General features: G+C 47.4%; 13 protein-coding genes. 9 read left to right on the forward strand and 4 right to left on the reverse strand.

Annotated elements, in window-relative coordinates:
• Positions 1–2: 2 nt before the first annotated feature.
• The 4 genes from D0Y50_RS08170 to D0Y50_RS08185 all read left to right on the forward strand — a co-directional run bounded on the left by D0Y50_RS08170 (position 3) and on the right by D0Y50_RS08185 (position 6,438).
• Positions 3–1,718, forward strand: coding sequence for a RagB/SusD family nutrient uptake outer membrane protein (locus D0Y50_RS08170; RefSeq protein WP_108566889.1), 1,716 nt, complete (start codon positions 3–5; stop codon positions 1,716–1,718).
• Between the two features lie 53 nt (positions 1,719–1,771).
• Positions 1,772–3,091 (forward strand): sugar porter family MFS transporter, encoded by a 1,320-nt coding sequence (locus tag D0Y50_RS08175; RefSeq protein WP_117316391.1) that lies wholly within the window; start codon positions 1,772–1,774, stop codon positions 3,089–3,091.
• 160 nt (positions 3,092–3,251) lie between these two features.
• A complete protein-coding gene (locus D0Y50_RS08180) occupies positions 3,252–5,177 on the forward strand; it encodes a glycoside hydrolase family 32 protein (RefSeq protein ID WP_332308382.1) in 1,926 nt (641 codons plus the stop codon).
• The gene (locus D0Y50_RS08185) at positions 5,170–6,438 is read left to right on the forward strand and encodes an oligosaccharide MFS transporter (RefSeq protein WP_117316396.1); all 1,269 of its coding nucleotides are present in this window, start codon (positions 5,170–5,172) and stop codon (positions 6,436–6,438) included. Before D0Y50_RS08180 ends, D0Y50_RS08185 begins: the two co-directional genes overlap by 8 nt.
• Here the strand turns inward: D0Y50_RS08185 and D0Y50_RS08190 are convergent.
• Positions 6,419–7,411: a LacI family DNA-binding transcriptional regulator gene (locus D0Y50_RS08190; RefSeq protein ID WP_108566893.1), complete on the reverse strand. Its 993-nt coding sequence runs from the start codon at positions 7,409–7,411 to the stop codon at positions 6,419–6,421. The genes D0Y50_RS08185 and D0Y50_RS08190 overlap by 20 nt on opposite strands.
• A 108-nt stretch (positions 7,412–7,519) precedes the next feature.
• A complete protein-coding gene (locus D0Y50_RS08195) occupies positions 7,520–9,700 on the reverse strand; it encodes a putative bifunctional diguanylate cyclase/phosphodiesterase (protein ID WP_117316398.1) in 2,181 nt (726 codons plus the stop codon).
• Positions 9,701–9,904: 204 nt separating this feature from the next.
• On the opposite strand from D0Y50_RS08195, the gene D0Y50_RS08200 reads away from it, so the two are divergent.
• Entirely contained in the window at positions 9,905–10,507 is a 603-nt protein-coding gene (locus tag D0Y50_RS08200; protein ID WP_108566896.1) for a phosphatase PAP2 family protein, read from the forward strand.
• Positions 10,508–10,602: 95 nt separating this feature from the next.
• Here D0Y50_RS08200 and D0Y50_RS08205 read toward each other — a convergent pair whose 3' ends face one another.
• Positions 10,603–12,519, reverse strand: coding sequence for an extracellular catalytic domain type 1 short-chain-length polyhydroxyalkanoate depolymerase (locus D0Y50_RS08205; protein ID WP_108566897.1), 1,917 nt, complete (start codon positions 12,517–12,519; stop codon positions 10,603–10,605).
• Between the two features lie 451 nt (positions 12,520–12,970).
• On the opposite strand from D0Y50_RS08205, the gene D0Y50_RS08210 reads away from it, so the two are divergent.
• Entirely contained in the window at positions 12,971–13,276 is a 306-nt protein-coding gene (locus D0Y50_RS08210) for a hypothetical protein (protein WP_108566898.1), read from the forward strand.
• 153 nt (positions 13,277–13,429) lie between these two features.
• A complete protein-coding gene (locus D0Y50_RS08215) occupies positions 13,430–13,762 on the forward strand; it encodes a hypothetical protein (RefSeq protein WP_108566899.1) in 333 nt (110 codons plus the stop codon).
• Between the two features lie 45 nt (positions 13,763–13,807).
• Here the strand turns inward: D0Y50_RS08215 and D0Y50_RS08220 are convergent, their stop codons facing one another.
• Entirely contained in the window at positions 13,808–15,412 is a 1,605-nt protein-coding gene (locus tag D0Y50_RS08220) for an NAD(P)/FAD-dependent oxidoreductase (protein WP_117316400.1), read from the reverse strand.
• A 186-nt stretch (positions 15,413–15,598) separates the two neighbouring features.
• Here D0Y50_RS08220 and fdxA point away from each other — a divergent pair, with 186 nt between their 5' ends.
• Both fdxA and D0Y50_RS08230 read left to right on the forward strand, forming a co-directional pair.
• Positions 15,599–15,922 carry a ferredoxin FdxA gene (fdxA, locus tag D0Y50_RS08225; protein ID WP_108566901.1) on the forward strand — a complete coding sequence of 108 codons (324 nt, stop codon included), beginning with the start codon at positions 15,599–15,601 and terminating at the stop codon, positions 15,920–15,922.
• Between the two features lie 181 nt (positions 15,923–16,103).
• The gene (locus D0Y50_RS08230) at positions 16,104–16,841 is read left to right on the forward strand and encodes a TrmH family RNA methyltransferase (protein WP_108566902.1); all 738 of its coding nucleotides are present in this window, start codon (positions 16,104–16,106) and stop codon (positions 16,839–16,841) included.
• The last annotated feature ends 79 nt before the right edge of the window (positions 16,842–16,920 follow it).

Genomic DNA, 16,920 nt, shown 5'->3' on the forward strand with positions numbered 1-16,920 from the left:
TTATGAAACAACTTACAAAGCTATTGGTTATTGGTCTTACTGCGATATCTGTTACTTCCTGTGGGGGGAGTGATGAACTGAACACCGAACCCCAGGCAGTGCTGACCGAAGATCAGGTGTCCACTGCACAGAATATTGACTCTCTCGTCATTGCCACGTATTCCTATTTAGGGAACGATCATTACACCGCTCCTAACTATTTATGGCCTACCGGGGACCTTAGAGGAGGGGATGCGCATAAGGGAGGCAATGGTCCTTCAGATATTTTTGCCTACCACGCCCTATCTATGTTTGATCCTATCGTTCCGGATATGGAATCGTTCCCACCTGATCTTATAGATTTAAATAACAAAAAATGGGTACGTAACTATACTGGAATTTCCCGTGCAAATTCTGCCTTACAGGTTATTGCTGAAACGCCCGCTGACGCCTTGCCAGAAGGAAACGAAAAAGCTGCTGAACTCCGATTTATCCGGGCAATTTTTTATTTCGACTTAAAAATTCACCATAAACATATTCCGTGGATTGACGAAACAATGACGCAGGTTGAAGTGGAATCTGCGTCTAATCACGATTTGTCCGATCAGGCGTTATGGGACAAGATTGCAGCAGATTTTCGTTTTGCTTCGGACAACCTTCCAGTAGAGCAAAGTGAGATCGGCAGAGCTTCGGCATTATCCGCAAAAGCTTATCTTGCAAAAACACTGCTTTATCAAGCATATGAACAAGATGAACTGCACAACGTTATCAATATAAATCAGGACAAACTGGAAGAAGTGGTTAGTCTGGTAAGCGAAATTGAACAAAGTGGTGTTTACGCTTTAAATGATGATTTTGCAAAAAACTTTCTCGCAGAGTTTGAAAATAGTCCAGAGTCGGTATTCGCCATTCAACGCTCACTTAATGATGGTTCGCCTGATGGCCGAGGCAGTTGGCCCAGTGCCTTAAATGCGCCGATGGCGGGGGGCTTTGGCTGTTGTGGATTCCATGTTCCTACCGAAAATTTAGTTAATGCCTTTAAAACCGGGGCTGATGGGTTACCGGACTTCGATGGTTATAATGATACCCTCTATAACGCGCAAAGCGATTACGTTGACCCTCGGTTGGACCACACTGTAGCGATGGAGGGAAAGCCCTTCAAATATGATCCTGATTTACTGCATGGTGGGGATAGCTGGGCCCGTGCACCGGCTATTTATGGCAATTTCACTGGGATGAAAGATTTAGAACATCCCGATTGTGATTGTCGGGGTGAAAACGGACCTTTCCCGATATTTTCCCTCAATACTACCCTGATTCGCTATGCCGATGTTTTGTTATGGAAAGCTGAGGCATTAATTGAGCTTAACCGGCTGGATGAAGCGCGACTTATTATAAACCGTATTCGAGACCGTGCTGCGGCAAGTACCGGACGTTTAAATGAAGCTAGCCTCTATCGTATTGAACCCTATCAAGCATTTGCAAACCAGCAACAGGCTCGTCAAGCATTACGTTTTGAACGCCGTATAGAGCTTGGGCTGGAAGGTCATCGGTTTTTCGATTTGGTTCGGTGGGGGATAGCCAAAGAAACGTTAGACGATTATTTTAACGTAGAACGTACGCGTAAGCCTTATCTGGAAGATGCCCATTTTACGAAAAATAAGCATGAATACCTGCCTATCCCTAATCAACAAATTAATCTAAGCGGCGGTATTTACTTACAGAATCCCGGCTATTAATAATTTTCGCGGGGAGCGAATCCCCGCGCAACGATCGAAGGATATATATTTTTATGAATAAGATTATTAGCTGGTCGGTCACGGTGGCTGTAGCCGGTTTCCTATTTGGTTTTGACACCGCTGTAATCTCTGGGGCCGACCAAGCTATTGAAGCATTATGGCAAACATCACCGTTGGTTCATGGACTGTTTGTAATGTCGTCTGCGTTATGGGGAACGGTGCTAGGCGCGCTTTTTGGTAACAAACCTTGCGATAAACTAGGAAGAAAAAAGACGCTTATTCTGATTGGTATACTTTATCTGGTATCAGCTTTAGGGTCAGCGATGGCGAACGATCCATATATTTTCGCCGCATTACGGTTTATCGGTGGCGTTGGTGTGGGTATATCCTCAATTGCTGTACCGGCTTATATTTCTGAAATCGCACCACCGCGCATGCGTGGAAGACTGGTAGCGATGTATCAGTTTCAAATTGTATTCGGCATTTTAATTGCGTTCCTATCAAACTACCTCTTAGCCGGTGTGATTGTCCAAGACTGGCGTTTAATGCTGGGGATTGAAGCTGTGCCAGCTCTTATCTACCTATTAATGGTATTAAAAGCGCCGGAAAGCCCCAGGTGGCTGCTGCTACAAAACAATAATGAAGCCGAAGCGCGCCGTACCATGGAATCTTTAGGCAGTCTCGACGTAGAGCAAACTATTTCATCAATACGCAGAGACAGCGAACAAAAGCACGAAGGGCGTTTGTTTAAGCCTCAATATAAGTTGCCAATCGCACTGGCTTTTCTCATTGCGGCCTTCAACCAATTATCCGGCATCAACTTCATTATCTATTACGCACCCAGAGTATTTGATATGGCGGGTCTGGATGCTAGTACAGCCTTGCTATCTACCGCCGGTGTAGGTTTGGTGAATCTTATCTTCACCATGATCGGCGTTAGTCTTATCGATAAGTATGGTCGCCGGGCATTAATGTATGTGGGCTCGTTTGGTTATTTGCTTTCCCTTTGTACAGTAACCTGGGCTTTTTCTACGCAGGCAGCAGGCGCTGTGGTAGTCGGTGCTATATTCGTTTTCATCGCTTCCCATGCAATAGGTCAGGGGGCGGTAATTTGGGTATTTATAGCCGAAATATTTCCCAACGCGGTGCGTTCCAAAGGCCAGTCTCTGGGAAGCGGCACACACTGGGTATTTGCCGCATTGATCGCGTTATTCATGCCTTATGTTTTAGAGGCCTTCAGCGCGACTCAAGTATTTGGATTTTTCGCTTTTGCAATGTTTTTGCAGTTATTGTTTGTGCGTTTTTTGATGCCGGAAACAAAAGGCCGTTCGCTAGAAGAAGTATCCGCAGCATTGTCGAATAAAGGACTCTAAAAGAATGAAATTAATAACAAGTGTTTTCCTATCTTCAGCTTTAATCGGATGTTCAATGAGTAATATTAGTTCAGCTCCCGCCTCTTCGGCATCAGAGTCCGTCGCTTCCAGGAATGAATCTTTTCGACCGCAGGTCCATTTTTCTCCTAAAGAGAAATGGATGAATGACCCCAACGGGATGTTTTTCCTTAATGGAGAATATCATCTTTTTTTCCAGCATAATCCAAATGACTCTGTATGGGGGCCAATGCATTGGGGCCATGCAGTGAGCAAGGATTTGTTACACTGGGAGGAACTTCCGATAGCCCTTTACCCTGACGAGCAGGGCACGATATTTTCCGGTAGCGCTGTTGTTGATTGGAACAATACCAGTGGTTTAGGGACCGTTGATAATCCACCTATCGTTGCATTGTATACCTATCACAATGCTGAAAAAGAAGCGCAGGGACGCGACGATTATCAAACCCAGGCTATGGCCTACAGCCTGGATCAAGGTCGAACGTGGAAAAAACACAGTAACAATCCGGTTATCGAAAACCCTGGTATCGCCGACTTTAGAGATCCTAAAGTAATGTGGCATGCTGATTCAAACAAGTGGATTATGGCTTTGGCGCAAAAAGACCATATCGGCTTTTACAGTTCGCCTAATCTTATTGATTGGACAGCCGAAAGTACATTTGGGAAGGACGTAGGAGACCATGGCGGTGTATGGGAATGTCCGGAACTCCTGCTGCTACCAGTGGAAGGAAGTGACGAAGAACGGTACGTTTTACTGGTGAGTATTTCGCCCGGAGGGCCTAATGGTGGCTCTGCTACACAGTATTTTGTGGGCGATTTTGATGGCAAAAATTTCACCTTGGATAAAACCATGAAAGCCACACTAGCCCCTACAGAAGCGACGTTTCCCAGTGGTCAGGTGTTTGAAAATTTCGAATCGACGTTATCCGGTTGGAACGTAACAGGCGAGGCCTTCACGTCTTCACCTGTTAATGGCGGATATCCTGGCCAGCCCGCGCCTGAGGGGTACCAAGGGGCAGGATTAATCAATAGTTTTGCTGACAAAGATCTGGCCACCGGTACATTGGTTTCGCCCGAATTTACTATTAATCAACCCTATATTAATTTTCGCATCGGAGGGGGTAATCTGCCTGGCGAGGTGGGTATACAGCTACTGGTAGACAATAAAGTAGTAAAAACCGAGACCGGAAAAAATACTGAACAACTCACCTTTGCCAGCTGGAACGTACAGCAGTGGGCGGGAAAAACGGCAACATTGCAGATTATCGATGAAGCTTCCGGGAGCTGGGGGCATACCTATATTGACGATATAGTATTCGCTGACCAGCCGGCTACCAATCGGGCCGAGCCGGCTATCTGGCTTGATTATGGGACCGATAATTACGCCGGTGTGACGTTTTTCACATCTCCTTCCAGTAATGAGCAGCGCCGAATTTTTATGGGGTGGATGAGCAACTGGCTGTATGCAAATGAGGTTCCTACGCAGCAGTGGCGAAGTGCTATGACTTTACCGCGTACATTGCATTTAACTAAAACTGGCCAGGGCCTCAGACTACAAAATCGACTTATCGCTGAAGTAGACCAATTGGCTGAAGAATCTGTCACAAAGACAAAAATGAAGGCGGGCGAATCTATAAGCCTGGGTTCGGAAGATACCACTGGCAGGGAAGCGGCGTTACGTTACCGGTTTAAGATCGCATCTCAAGCGTCGGAAAAAACCTTATTGTCCCTTGAAAATGACTCTGGTGAAGCCGTGTTTTTAACCATTGATACCAACAATGCCGAGGTGTTTTTTGATAGACGACAATCCGGCAGGATTGATTTTAGTGACGAGTTTGCCACCATCCAACATGCCCCCCTCGTCACCACCCAAACCGATGAGGACATTGAAGTAGTGCTGGTGGTCGACCGATCTTCAGTTGAACTGTTTATCGATAATGGCACGACAGTGATGACAATGTTGGTGTTTCCCACGGCTGTTTACAATACGCTGCAGCTGGACGCCAAAAGTAGCAGCGTAAGCCAGTTATCCATAGAACGCCTTGCTTCTATATGGGCTGATGAATAAAGCCATCGTGGGTAAACCCGATAGCATTCAAAAAATAGCGACAACGGCCTATTGGTCGTCGTCGCTAACCCTTTTTGCCTTTTTCAACACCTGGTCATTTTGTTTTTCGCTATTCCCATTATGGCTAAGCCAAACACTTCAATTAAATGGTAAAGATATTGGTACCATCTTCGGTGCTAACGCTTTAGCAGCGTTAATCATTATGCCCTTTTACGGCGTAATCCAGGATCGCCTTGGCACCCAGAAACAACTGCTGGTGCTAGTAGGAGGGCTATTGGTTATTACCGGCCCATTCTTTGAGTTGGTTTACCGTCCGCTACTGGATAGGTATTTTATAGTCGGGGTGGTGGTCGGGGCTGTTTATTTCGCCCTCACCTTTGGGGCGGCGGTGGGCACGCTTGAAGCGCTAATCGAAAGGGTAGTAAGACAGCATGCAGTAGAATTCGGTAAAGCCCGGCTGTGGGGCTCGCTTGGTTGGGCGTGCGCCAGCTTCGTGGCAGGAAATCTGTTCAACGTCAATCCAGAGCTAAACTTTTGGCTTGCCAGTTTAACCGGTATAGGCTTTTTAATATGTTTAATCTGGCTACCTTCCCCGCTTATCCAGGTTGGGCCCACTATTTCTACGAAAGTGACATTTACCGAGCTTATAGGCGTGTTTAGTTTACCTGCCTTCTGGCGTCTGAGCCTGTACGTGATGGGGGTATCGTGTATCTATCAAATTTATGAACAGCAGTTCCCGATTTATTTTGCCTCCTTTTTTGCAGATATCGCTCAAGGAAACCGGTTTTACGGTTACCTGAATTCCTTTCAGGTGTTTTTGGAAGCAGGACTGATGTTTCTTGCTCCAGCAATTGTAAACCGTATAGGAGCTAAAAATGGTCTGTTATTAAGTGGCCTGGTCATGGTGGTCAGAATGGCCATGTCGGGCTTAGCCGACGGACCGATACTCATTTCACTATTAAAACTACTTCATGCGCTAGAACTGCCTATCCTCTTGGTAGCCATATTTAAATATATCGTTTTGCACTTTGACGCGCGGCTTTCTGCCACTATCTACCTGGTTGGTTTTAATGTATTTATGCAAGTCGTTACCACCGCTCTGTCTTCACAGGTAGGGGAACTTTACGACACATTCGGCTTTGCCGAAGCGTATTTATTATTGGCTGGGGTTGTAGCCACCAATTTGTTGATTTCTATGTGGCTATTGGACGAAAAGCCTTGTCTGGAAAGGCTTAAGTCTGTTAGTAGGAGTGCCGACTAATCAACGTAAAGGGTGCCATTTGGGTGGTTTTCTCAGTCTGGCCGCTTAGCAAATAATTAAATGCCCATTGACCCATCTCGTAGTGGGGAAGCGCCATGGTAGAGAGCGCCGGTTGCAGCAAACCGGGGATAGTATCCCAATCATCAAAACTGCCTATGCCGATATCTTTGCCAACCGTTAAGCCTAGTGCCTGAACCACAAAGTAAACTTCCACCGCCATAGGATCCTGCCCACACAATATGGCGTCAGGCTTAAAACCGCGAATTAACTCTGCCGCCCGTTTGCGGGCAACGGAATACTCATTGTGTTCACTACCGATAATGACTGATTCAATAATGAGGTTAGTTTTATCAGCGCCAAATTCGGCAAACGCGTCTTCAACACCTAATTTACGTAGCTTAGCAGCAATAATATTTTCGTTTAGATTCAAGAAAACCAAACGCTTATAACCTTGACGCAACATGCTGAGGGTTATCTCTTTGGCTGCATTTCTTTCATCCGGAACGATGGAAGGATACGAGTTAGATAAATCGTAGCAATTTGCTAATACGGTGGGAAGCTCTTCGAAAGCGGATGGGAGTTTTACCGCTCTGTGATACATCGAAGCATAAATTACCCCTTCAGCACGATGCTGGAATAAATGGTTCAGCGCTCCATCCACACTGTATTTATTGATATTAACGTTTAATACCATGAGCTCTTTGTTGTTTTCCCACGCCAGGTCTTGGGCGCCGCGGATAAGGTCAAAGGTGTATGGAACCTTTAATAGCTCATCGGCAATAAATCCAATAACACCTGATTTTTTGCGGCGGGTTAATTGCGCCGCACGATTTGGCCTATACCCCAGCACTTGTATGGAATTAAGCACCTTTTCGCGGTTTTTTTGTTTAACGGTAGGATCATTGTTCACTACCCGGGATACCGTTTTGAAGGCAACTCCTGCATGCGCAGCGACATCTTTAATAGTCACCATTGAGGATCTTTTCCATGTATTATCGTCAAAATTAAAGCGTAAAGTTACACAAGTTTCGCAATGTTTACTATTAGTTCATCAATAGCGAATAAGGTTCAAAGTAGGCTCTCAATTGGTTTCATTAACTTGTGCTTTAACAAACCGATGCAGAAACTCATCCGCACTTACCGGCTCTCCGTAATAGTAACCTTGTGCTTCATCGCACCCATAATGTTGTAAAAACGCCTGTTGGTCGGGATTTTCCACTCCTTCAGCAATAATCGACAAACCAAAGCTTTTGCCTAAGTAAATGATAGCCTTCACTAACGCCGCGTTACCTTTATCGGCGGTGACATCGTGCATGAAGGTTTTATCAATTTTGAGGCGGCTTACCGGGTACGTTTTTAATAAATTCAGCGCCGCAAAGCCCGTGCCGTAATCATCAAATGCTAACAGCACACCGAGCTCGCGCAGGGTATTAAGGCGGGCCACCGTATCCAACTCTTTTTGTAAAAAGGTGGTTTCGACAATCTCCAGCTCAAGCGATGTTGGCGATAGCTGGTGCTTATTCAGCGCTTTTGCTACAACGCCGGGAAACGCTTTGGAAGATAACTGCACATCGAACAGATTGATACCTATTCTAAATTCGGGGATATACGCTTGCCATTGTTTGGCGCGCTGGCAGGCTTCATCTAATATCCAGTCGCCTACCGACATGACAGCCTGTTTTTTGTTTAGCAATTCAATAAACTGGATTGGCTGAACAATACCCAGGGTAGGGTGCTGCCAACGCAAGAGCGCTTCTGCGCCTACCAGTTGGCCGGTAGCCAGTGAAATTTGTGGCTGAAAATACAAAACAAACTCTTGTTGCATAATAGCCTGGCGCAGTTCTTTGCGTAACGCGCGCTGCTGATTAGCTACCTCCTTGAACGCCGGCTTGAATATTTCACAACGGTTTTTACCTTCGCTTTTGGCTTGGTATAACGCCAGGTCTGAGGCATTTAATAGCTCTTCAAGCTGGGCTCCGTGAGCGGGCGACTGGGCGATACCAATACTCATTCCTACGGCTACCGGATGGTCATTAATGATATGTGGTTGAGCCACATCGGCTATCAAAGAAGCGGCAATCGCAGTTGCCTGGTCTATCTCTATATCACAGAACAACAACGCAAATTCATCGCCGCCTAAGCGAGCGATAGTAATTGGCTTTCCTGCGGCTCTTTTTATTCGTTTCGCCACCACTTTTAATAATTCATCGCCCGCGGCGTGACCCAAGGTGTCGTTTATTTCTTTAAAGCCGTCCAAATCTGCCAGTAATATCGTCACCGGTACAGCATCGTTTAACTGCGCCTCCGCTATCCGCTTCCAGGCACTTCGGTTAGCCAGGCCGGTGAGCGCATCGGTAAGTGCAAGGCGTTTAAGTTTGGCATAGTTTTTACGCCGCTCAGTGGTATCTCTGACGATTAAACCGATGCTTCTGCCGCCTTCTTCGAGCCAGGTAGAGAACGATAGTTCTGCGGGGAAGGTAGAGCCGTCTTTGCGTTTTGCAGTAACGTGTAAATTACGTTCAAAGAGGCTATCTGAAGCCAAAAACTGTTCTTTTAGCTGGCGAAAAAGAGCTAAACCAGACTCATCGGTTAAACGCTTAATACTGGTATTAAGGATCTCTTCCTGGCTATAACCAAATAACTGCGCCGCCGCATCGTTCCAAAAATTAATCAGGTCCGATAAATTGGTACATATAATGGCGTCCGGTGAGGTCGTTGCAATATTCTGCCACTGGGTTTGGCCCACGTGGTGCAAATGGTTCAGACGCCATAGCTCAAGTTTATCCGTCACCACATTAGCTAAATTTTGTAGTAGGGCTACCTCTTTTTCGCCAAAGTCGTGGCGAGCTTTCGTATCGATAATGCACAACGTACCCAGTTTGAAGCCATTCGCGGAAACCAGCGGATAACCAAAATAGCTGCGGATATGAGGGGGCCCGGTGACCAGGGGATTATCTACAAACCGAGCGTCACTTAAGGCATCAGGCACCAATAACGGCCCAGTAGTTTCTGGCGCGATAGCATGCGCGCAAAATGAGATATCCCGAGGCGTTTCGCTCACCGCCAGACCGACTCTGGATTTAAAAAACTGACGCTTGTCGTCAACCAGCGAAATCAATGCTATAGGTACATCGAAAATTCGTGACGCAAGATCAGTCAGCTGGTCAAATTCGGGGGTGGCAGAGGTATCCAGCTGATAGCTTTGTAGTTCGCTAACGCGCCTACGCTCTAAGTCCTGGGGCTGGTTTACATTGCTACTCATTCATATTCCCATATTATGTTGCACTGCAATATAACAACTACAGCGGATATGCCTAATTAAAACGTGGGGGCTATAAGAACATTGGCAAGCGAGTCCGTTCAATAAGCTATAGCACACTATTTAAATTTTGTGGGTAAACGATCTCAATTCCCGCCCCCGCTCTATAAATTTGACACCTAACGTCAAAAACCATTTGAGGTAACTATGCAAGGTCTTACGCTGGGGAAGGGCTACATAGCCTACAAGCTAACCAATTTATTACGTTCTAAGGGCAGTACTAAAGGTAATGGTATAGTCACTTCGCAAACACTTAGCGCAGTTACCAAGCCACCTTCGGTAGTTGCGGCCACAGCCACGGCTTATGTCGCGTCGCGCTATTCGGGGCACAAACAGCTAGAAGATACATTATTAAAAGCCACCTGTAGCGCAGCCCTCGCCGGGCTAGCCAATGCCGGGCTTAAACGTCTTATTGGCAGAAAGCGCCCGCGAACCAATACCGGTCCGGCGTTTAAGGGCGCCACTTTAGATGATAGCCATAATTCAATGCCTTCAGGCCACGCGGCAGCGGTGGCGGCGGTAGCAGCAAGTATTCCAAAATCTTCCGGGCCGTTATTAGCGGCGGCCGCCGCTACGGCAGTTATTGGCCGTTCCCGGACAGGGCGCGATGCGCATCATTTTTCTGATGTACTGGTGGGAAGCTGTGTTGGGTTTGCGGCAGCGCAGGTGGTCAAACGCTTAGCCAAGCCAGTAACCGAAACAGTGACCGAACAGGTTCACAAAGTTGAGGAAAAAATACATAACCGGTAAGGCCCGGACGTTACCGAAAGGTAATCTGCCAATAGGAAAAAAGTAGCAACGCCTCATCGGCTTGCTACTTTTTTTACGCCTGAAAGGTTATCTAATTAAGGGCAATTGCCGGGTTGCCACTGGTTATTATCTGTGGAATTCAACATTGTTATCCCATATGTTGAACCTGCTAGTGGGGCATCCGATCCCTGGGCAAAATAATCTGGCGCATAAGGGTTTCCTGTGCTGTAAGCTCTGCCGGCCATTTTATGATAGTAATTGTAAGTACTGTACTGTACACAAGTATTCTCGTCTACCGGCGGCGGCTGGCCTCCTGTCGAACCATCTGCGCTACAGGCTTGTACCGGCCCGGTGCAACTGGCATCGCTGTCCTGCCACTGACATTGACTGGAATTGGCGGACACTTCACGTAACGTAAAAGCGGATGTACTGTATTCCAGATAGCAATTTGCGTAATTCGTATATGCCAGCCTTCCAGCACTTATATGCTGATCAAGGGTGGCAGTTTTACCCGCATCAATAGTAAATTCCACCGTTTCGCTGGCGCTCAGGCCGGTGTCATCTACTGCTGTTATGGTGGCGCTATTACTGCCTCCTGGTAGCGCACATCCGGTGGCAACGTAGCGGTTTTCCTGGAGCGCAGCGGGAATACTGGTAGCGCCAAATACCACCGTCACTGTGGCTATATCATTATTAATATCCGCCACATCAGCGCTGAGGGTGGCGCACTGCTCGCTGACACTAACCAGTATGTTCGACAATGTCGGCGCAGCAGGGGCGGGGGGCGGTCCTATACGGACATAGCGAATAACCGGGGCAGAATCCTTTCCGGCATTATCAGTAGCGATAATGGTAACTTTATATAAGTCGTTCGTCAGTGCGCTGCTACTAATGGTAAAGTCACCCGCGCTGTTAACCGAACTGGTATCGCTTTGCAGGTTGTCATTACTGCCGGCATAACTGATCAGCACCTGGCTCACACTGCCCTGCGCATCTATTGCGGTACCACTGACTTCGATAGTATTGCCTACTACCTGAACATTAATATTACTCAACGCTGGGCCAGTATTGCGATCAACCCGCAGATTATAGGTAGCGAAATATTCGCCAAGGTAGTCTGCATAGTTGATGCTGTTGCCGCTGATGTATGCACCACTGGCACCCGCGCCCCCAGACCACGCGTGGTCCACATTATTAAACCACAATTTGGATACCCGACCATCTTGCCACAAGGTTTCATCTGCCGTGCGTGAAGGCCCATCGCTGATTACCTGGCTAGCTGGTAGCTCACTTACGCCATACAACTCAGCCATGCCGCTGGCGTTTTGCTCGTTATAGCAAAGATTCACCGTTGAATCCTGGTCGCCCTGGGCGATAGAGGCAAGCTGCGTATCAAAATAACTGCTGTAACCTGCGCCATACTGAGCGCAGCGTGCTGCTACGTTGGCCGTTTCACACGGGCCCAATGCTCCGTTAGAACTGGTACCAATGCTGGGACCTGCACTGATGCCCATGCCGGCAAATACATCGGGCGCTAAGCAAGCTGTGGTATTGGCAAACGCCGCACCAGAGGATAGGCCGGCAATATATACCTGTTGTTCGTCGATATTCCGGGTCGCGTCGTTGGCCATGGTTTGGGCCAGTGCAATCAGATTTTTATAGTCGCCATTGCTACGCGATTTGGCGCCTTGCCAATAAGACCAGCAACTAAAACCCGCTTTGTTCATCGCATCAGGTACCGCTATTACCATACCATGGCGTTCAGCAGCGGCTTCCAGATTAGCGCTAAGATAAGCACTTACTGGCTGCACGCAGCCATGTAACACAATCAGCAGTGCCTTACCTTCGCCAATTGATGAGTTGCTATCTGGTGTATAGATATTCACGGTATTAAAGCCGCCAAGCGACTGATTATTTTGCCAAGTGCCGGCCCCGGCATGAGCGGGCAATAGTATGCTTATGAGTAACCCCAGACGGAGTAAAGCAAAAGGGATAAAACGGGTGTTTATCATGGTGTGTCCACTGTCGTTAACGTTTAAATGTAAATGACCAGGGCACCACGGCTGCGTAGGCAATTTCTCACAATGTGCGATAGGTCACAGGTTGCTGTTGTACTTCATCCCTATCGACTATAGGGGCTAACTAACGTGGCGGCTGTAGACCTTTAGTACTGTGCTAACCCCAAAAACAACTACAAGTGGTGACGGCCTGAGGTAACCGTATCCCGTCACTTTGCATCTTGCGCCCTGGGTAATAAAGGTGCGGATAATCATTAAATTGGCGTTCAAGTATTGTTATCAATACGTTAACTTTATACTTTCGCCTACATTTGGCCTGACCAGCTTTTAATATACTTGTCTGGGTATAAGCTAATGCTATAGCCGGACAGGTGTGTGAGTAACCTGGGCTGGTTAAACACATAGGTTTACGGCCGGGGATAGGTAGAAAAGGGCAAAACACGTAATGAATATTATCAGTGAAGGCAAAACCCATCCAAACTACTGCGAAGCAAGCTTGTTTTTGCTGGCATCCATGCTGAGCGAGTTTTTTAGTGAAACAATGAGCTCGGTTGAACTTAGCGCAAGTAAAGTAAAAGCTACATTACGAGGTAATCGAACGCTCACTGTTTACGCCAGTGGAATAGATAGCTTTTTGAGTATTTTCACACATGGCCTGGCTACGGATGTGTACAACATCCAAAAAGACGTAGATGGCTGGGTAATAAGCAGCGATAAGCTACAACAGGGTATGTTGATGCGAATTGAGTAACCCGATAATGGCAATAAGGGAAAAAGGCGCCGGATGGAGGGTCGTTTTCCTTAAACTCGTGGGCTGGCCCTGAGTTTTTTATACTTTTGTTGAATGTTTATCTGTGGGCGTTTAGCGCAAAATTTAAAAAAAACTTAGCATCCGGATGCATTTATGCAACCTTCATCTTTTGACGTAGATTCAGCCGAAAATACACCCAACATGTTAACCAAACAGTGTATTGAAGAATTTGCTTCAGGGCATGGGTTGATGATTAAAAATATCACACCCGCCAATACCAACGCTATGGTGGCGCAACTGCACGACAACGGCGTGATATTCGCTCAAGCTGTTACCCATAAAAACTGTATTCTTGAACATAAAATTAATAACAAAGCGATGCAGCATTATGAAGCTATGCTATCAGAAGGTGTTTTTCTATTTACTCGTTTGTCAGCAAACTTGCCCACCAGTTTTAGCACCAGAGACTGGCTAATCAGCTTTTAAGACTACACGCTACCCCACCAGCGCAAGGCGGCAGTGGGCCGCCCTTTAGTGCTCTAACATTGCCAACGCGACGGCTTCAGCGACCCGAATTCCATCTATTCCCGCAGACCAGATTCCCCCGGCGTATCCGGCTCCCTCGCCGGCCGGATAAAGTCCCTGTATATTCACACTTTGATAATCAGCACCGCGCTTAATACACACTGGCGAAGAAGTACGGGTTTCAACCCCCGTCAGTAATCCATCACGCTTCGCGAACCCCTTGATTTGTTTATCAAACGCAGGGATTGCTTCGCGTATAGACTGGCTAACATATTCAGGAACCACTTTACTCAAGTCGGTTAAGGTAACACCTGGGGTGTAAGAGGGTGCTACATCTCCCAAACCCGTACTGGCTTGGCCCGCTAAAAAGTCGCCAATTAGCTGGGCCGGGGCATGATAGTTCTCACCGCCTGCGGTATAGGCTAGCTCTTCCAGGCGCCGCTGTAATTCAATGCCTGCCAGGGGGTGACCGGGAAAGTCCTGTTCTGGTGTAATTCCCACCACAATTGCACTGTTAGCATTGCGTTCGTGACGCGAATACTGGCTCATACCATTGGTAACTACACGCCCTGGTTCAGATGCTGCAGCCACCACGGTGCCGCCCGGGCACATACAAAAACTGTATACCGTGCGGCCATTTTTGCAGTGGTGAACCAGCTTATAGTCGGCCGCTCCTAAAAGAGGATTGCCAGCATTATCACCAAACCGGCACTGGTCAATCATACTTTGTTCGTGCTCAATTCTAAAACCAATAGAAAATGGCTTTGCTTCGATATAAACGCCCTGTTCATAAAGCGCTTTAAAAGTGTCTCGTGCACTGTGGCCTACCGCCAGCACGACATGACGGGTGGCCAGATATTGGTCGTCCGACAAATATAAGCCATGAATTTTGTCGTTCTGTATATCCAGTTTTTCCACGCGGGTACTAAACCGAATTTCTCCACCCAGCGCAATAATTTGCGCGCGCATTTTTTCCACCATATTAACCAGCTTGAATGTCCCGATATGGGGCTTGCTGACATACATGATTTCTTCCGGGGCTCCCGCTGCTACAAATTCGTGCAACACTTTACGCCCGTAATGTTTGCGATCCTTTACCTGACTATACAGCTTGCCATCTGAAAAGGTGCCTGCTCCGCCTTCACCAAACTGTACGTTAGACTCAGGATTAAGCGGTTGCTTACGCCAAAACCCAAACGTGTCTTTGGTACGTTCACGTACCGCTTTACCACGCTCCAGGACAATAGGCTTATAGCCCATCTGGGCAAGTATTAATGCGGCGAACAGCCCGCAAGGTCCCAGGCCTACCACTACCGGGCGGTGGGCTAAGTTGGCCGGAGCCTGAGCCACAAATTTATACTGCATATCTGGGGTGATCCTGACCCGCGGATCCTGGCTGAATTGCTGTAACAGTTCAGCTTCGTTTGTCACCTCAATATCCAGCGTATAAATAAGCTGAATATCTTTATTATTGCGTGCGTCATACCCCCGTTTAAAAACGGTTACCGCGGTCAGGTTGGCTTTATCCAGCTTTAGTCTTGCCAGCACGGCCTGTTCAAGCGCTTGCTCGTTATGGTCAAGGGGTAATTTAATATCGGTTAAACGCAGCATAATACAGTTACTCTTTAAAACACCGGACAGCCTTTTCTGCCAGGGCCGGGCATTTTAAATGACTTATCTCGCTTAAGATAGGCCGAATGCAGCAATCATTGCGGCAAAATGGCAAGAAAACTTGTGTTTTAACGACGCTACTTTAGACTTGTCAGCCATGCAAAATAATGAACAACTTGGCCTGCTATGACCTTTGTAGTGACCGACAACTGCATCAACTGTAAATATACAGATTGTGTTGCAGTATGCCCTGTAGATGCCTTTTTCGAGGGCCCTAATTTTCTGGCAATTGATCCGGCTATTTGTATAGATTGCGCACTCTGTGTGCCTGAATGCCCGGCTGACGCTATTATCCAGGACACCCATATAAGCCCCGATCAGGCTGCTTTTTTAGCGCTGAACGAGGAGTTAGCTCAGCAGTGGCCCAATATCACCGAACTCAAGCCAGCGCCGGCGGATGCCGATGAGTGGAACGGTGTGGCAGATAAAATCGGCTTACTTAAATATTAGTCTAAAGATCGTCGCGTTTGGGTAGCGGTCCAGGTCGAACGGCTGTTGCCGCAGCAGGATTAGGTGCCCCCGGCGATAGCACCTTAGCCGTCTCGGGCAGGCAGATTTTCATCATGCTATCAGAACAAGGCGGGTTCGAGCCGGACAGGCTTAGATATTATGAGTACGAAAACAGGTTATTATGAAACTGGACGACGTTAAAAAACTCCATCAGAAAAAATACCGCTCACAGTTTGGCTATTATCTGGTGGAAGGGGAGCATTTAATACTGGAGCTGGATAAAGCGAGGGCCGGGGGTTATGCCGGTAGCGACGTTACCTTGTATGTCACCGAGGAATACACGCAGTGGACTGCGCAGTTATCGGGTCGCTATACCCTAGTCACCGTAACTTCGCGCCAAATGAGCCAGTTGAGTGATACCAAAACCCCACAGGGTATTATCGCCCGGGTACCATTACCCGTTGCCACTGCCCGGTCAGATACATCGTCCCAGCGATGTATTTATCTACACGAGGTTCAGGACCCCGGCAATCTGGGCACGATATTGCGCAGTATGGCCTGGTTTGGTGGCTTTCGGCTATTGCTTAGCCCCGCGAGCGTCGACCCGTATAATTCTAAAGTGGTACGGGCCAGTATGGGCGCCATCTTCCATGTGCCGATGGAGCAGGACGTTAGCCTTAACAGTTTGCGATCGCGCTTTTCTTCTTTTGCCTGTTTAGATATGCAGGGCATAAGCATAAACAACAAAGCATTTGGCGCGTACGACTGTTATTTATTTGGCAATGAAGCGCGGGGTGTTCCCGCACAAGCACTTGCCGACTTTAACGCGCAGGCGTTTACGATCAAAGGCAGCGGCAAAATAGACTCGCTTAATCTGGCCAGTGCGGTCACATTATCGGTTTACCAGTTGTCACAATGATTTTTTAGCGAACACAGTGGCCCGTCGTTACTCTTCTTATAGGGCGGCCTATGCCAACGATTGTGTCGTACGTAAATAT

Source organism: Salinimonas sediminis, from assembly GCF_003429285.1.
GTDB classification, from domain to species: Bacteria; Pseudomonadota; Gammaproteobacteria; order Enterobacterales; family Alteromonadaceae; genus Alteromonas; species Alteromonas indica.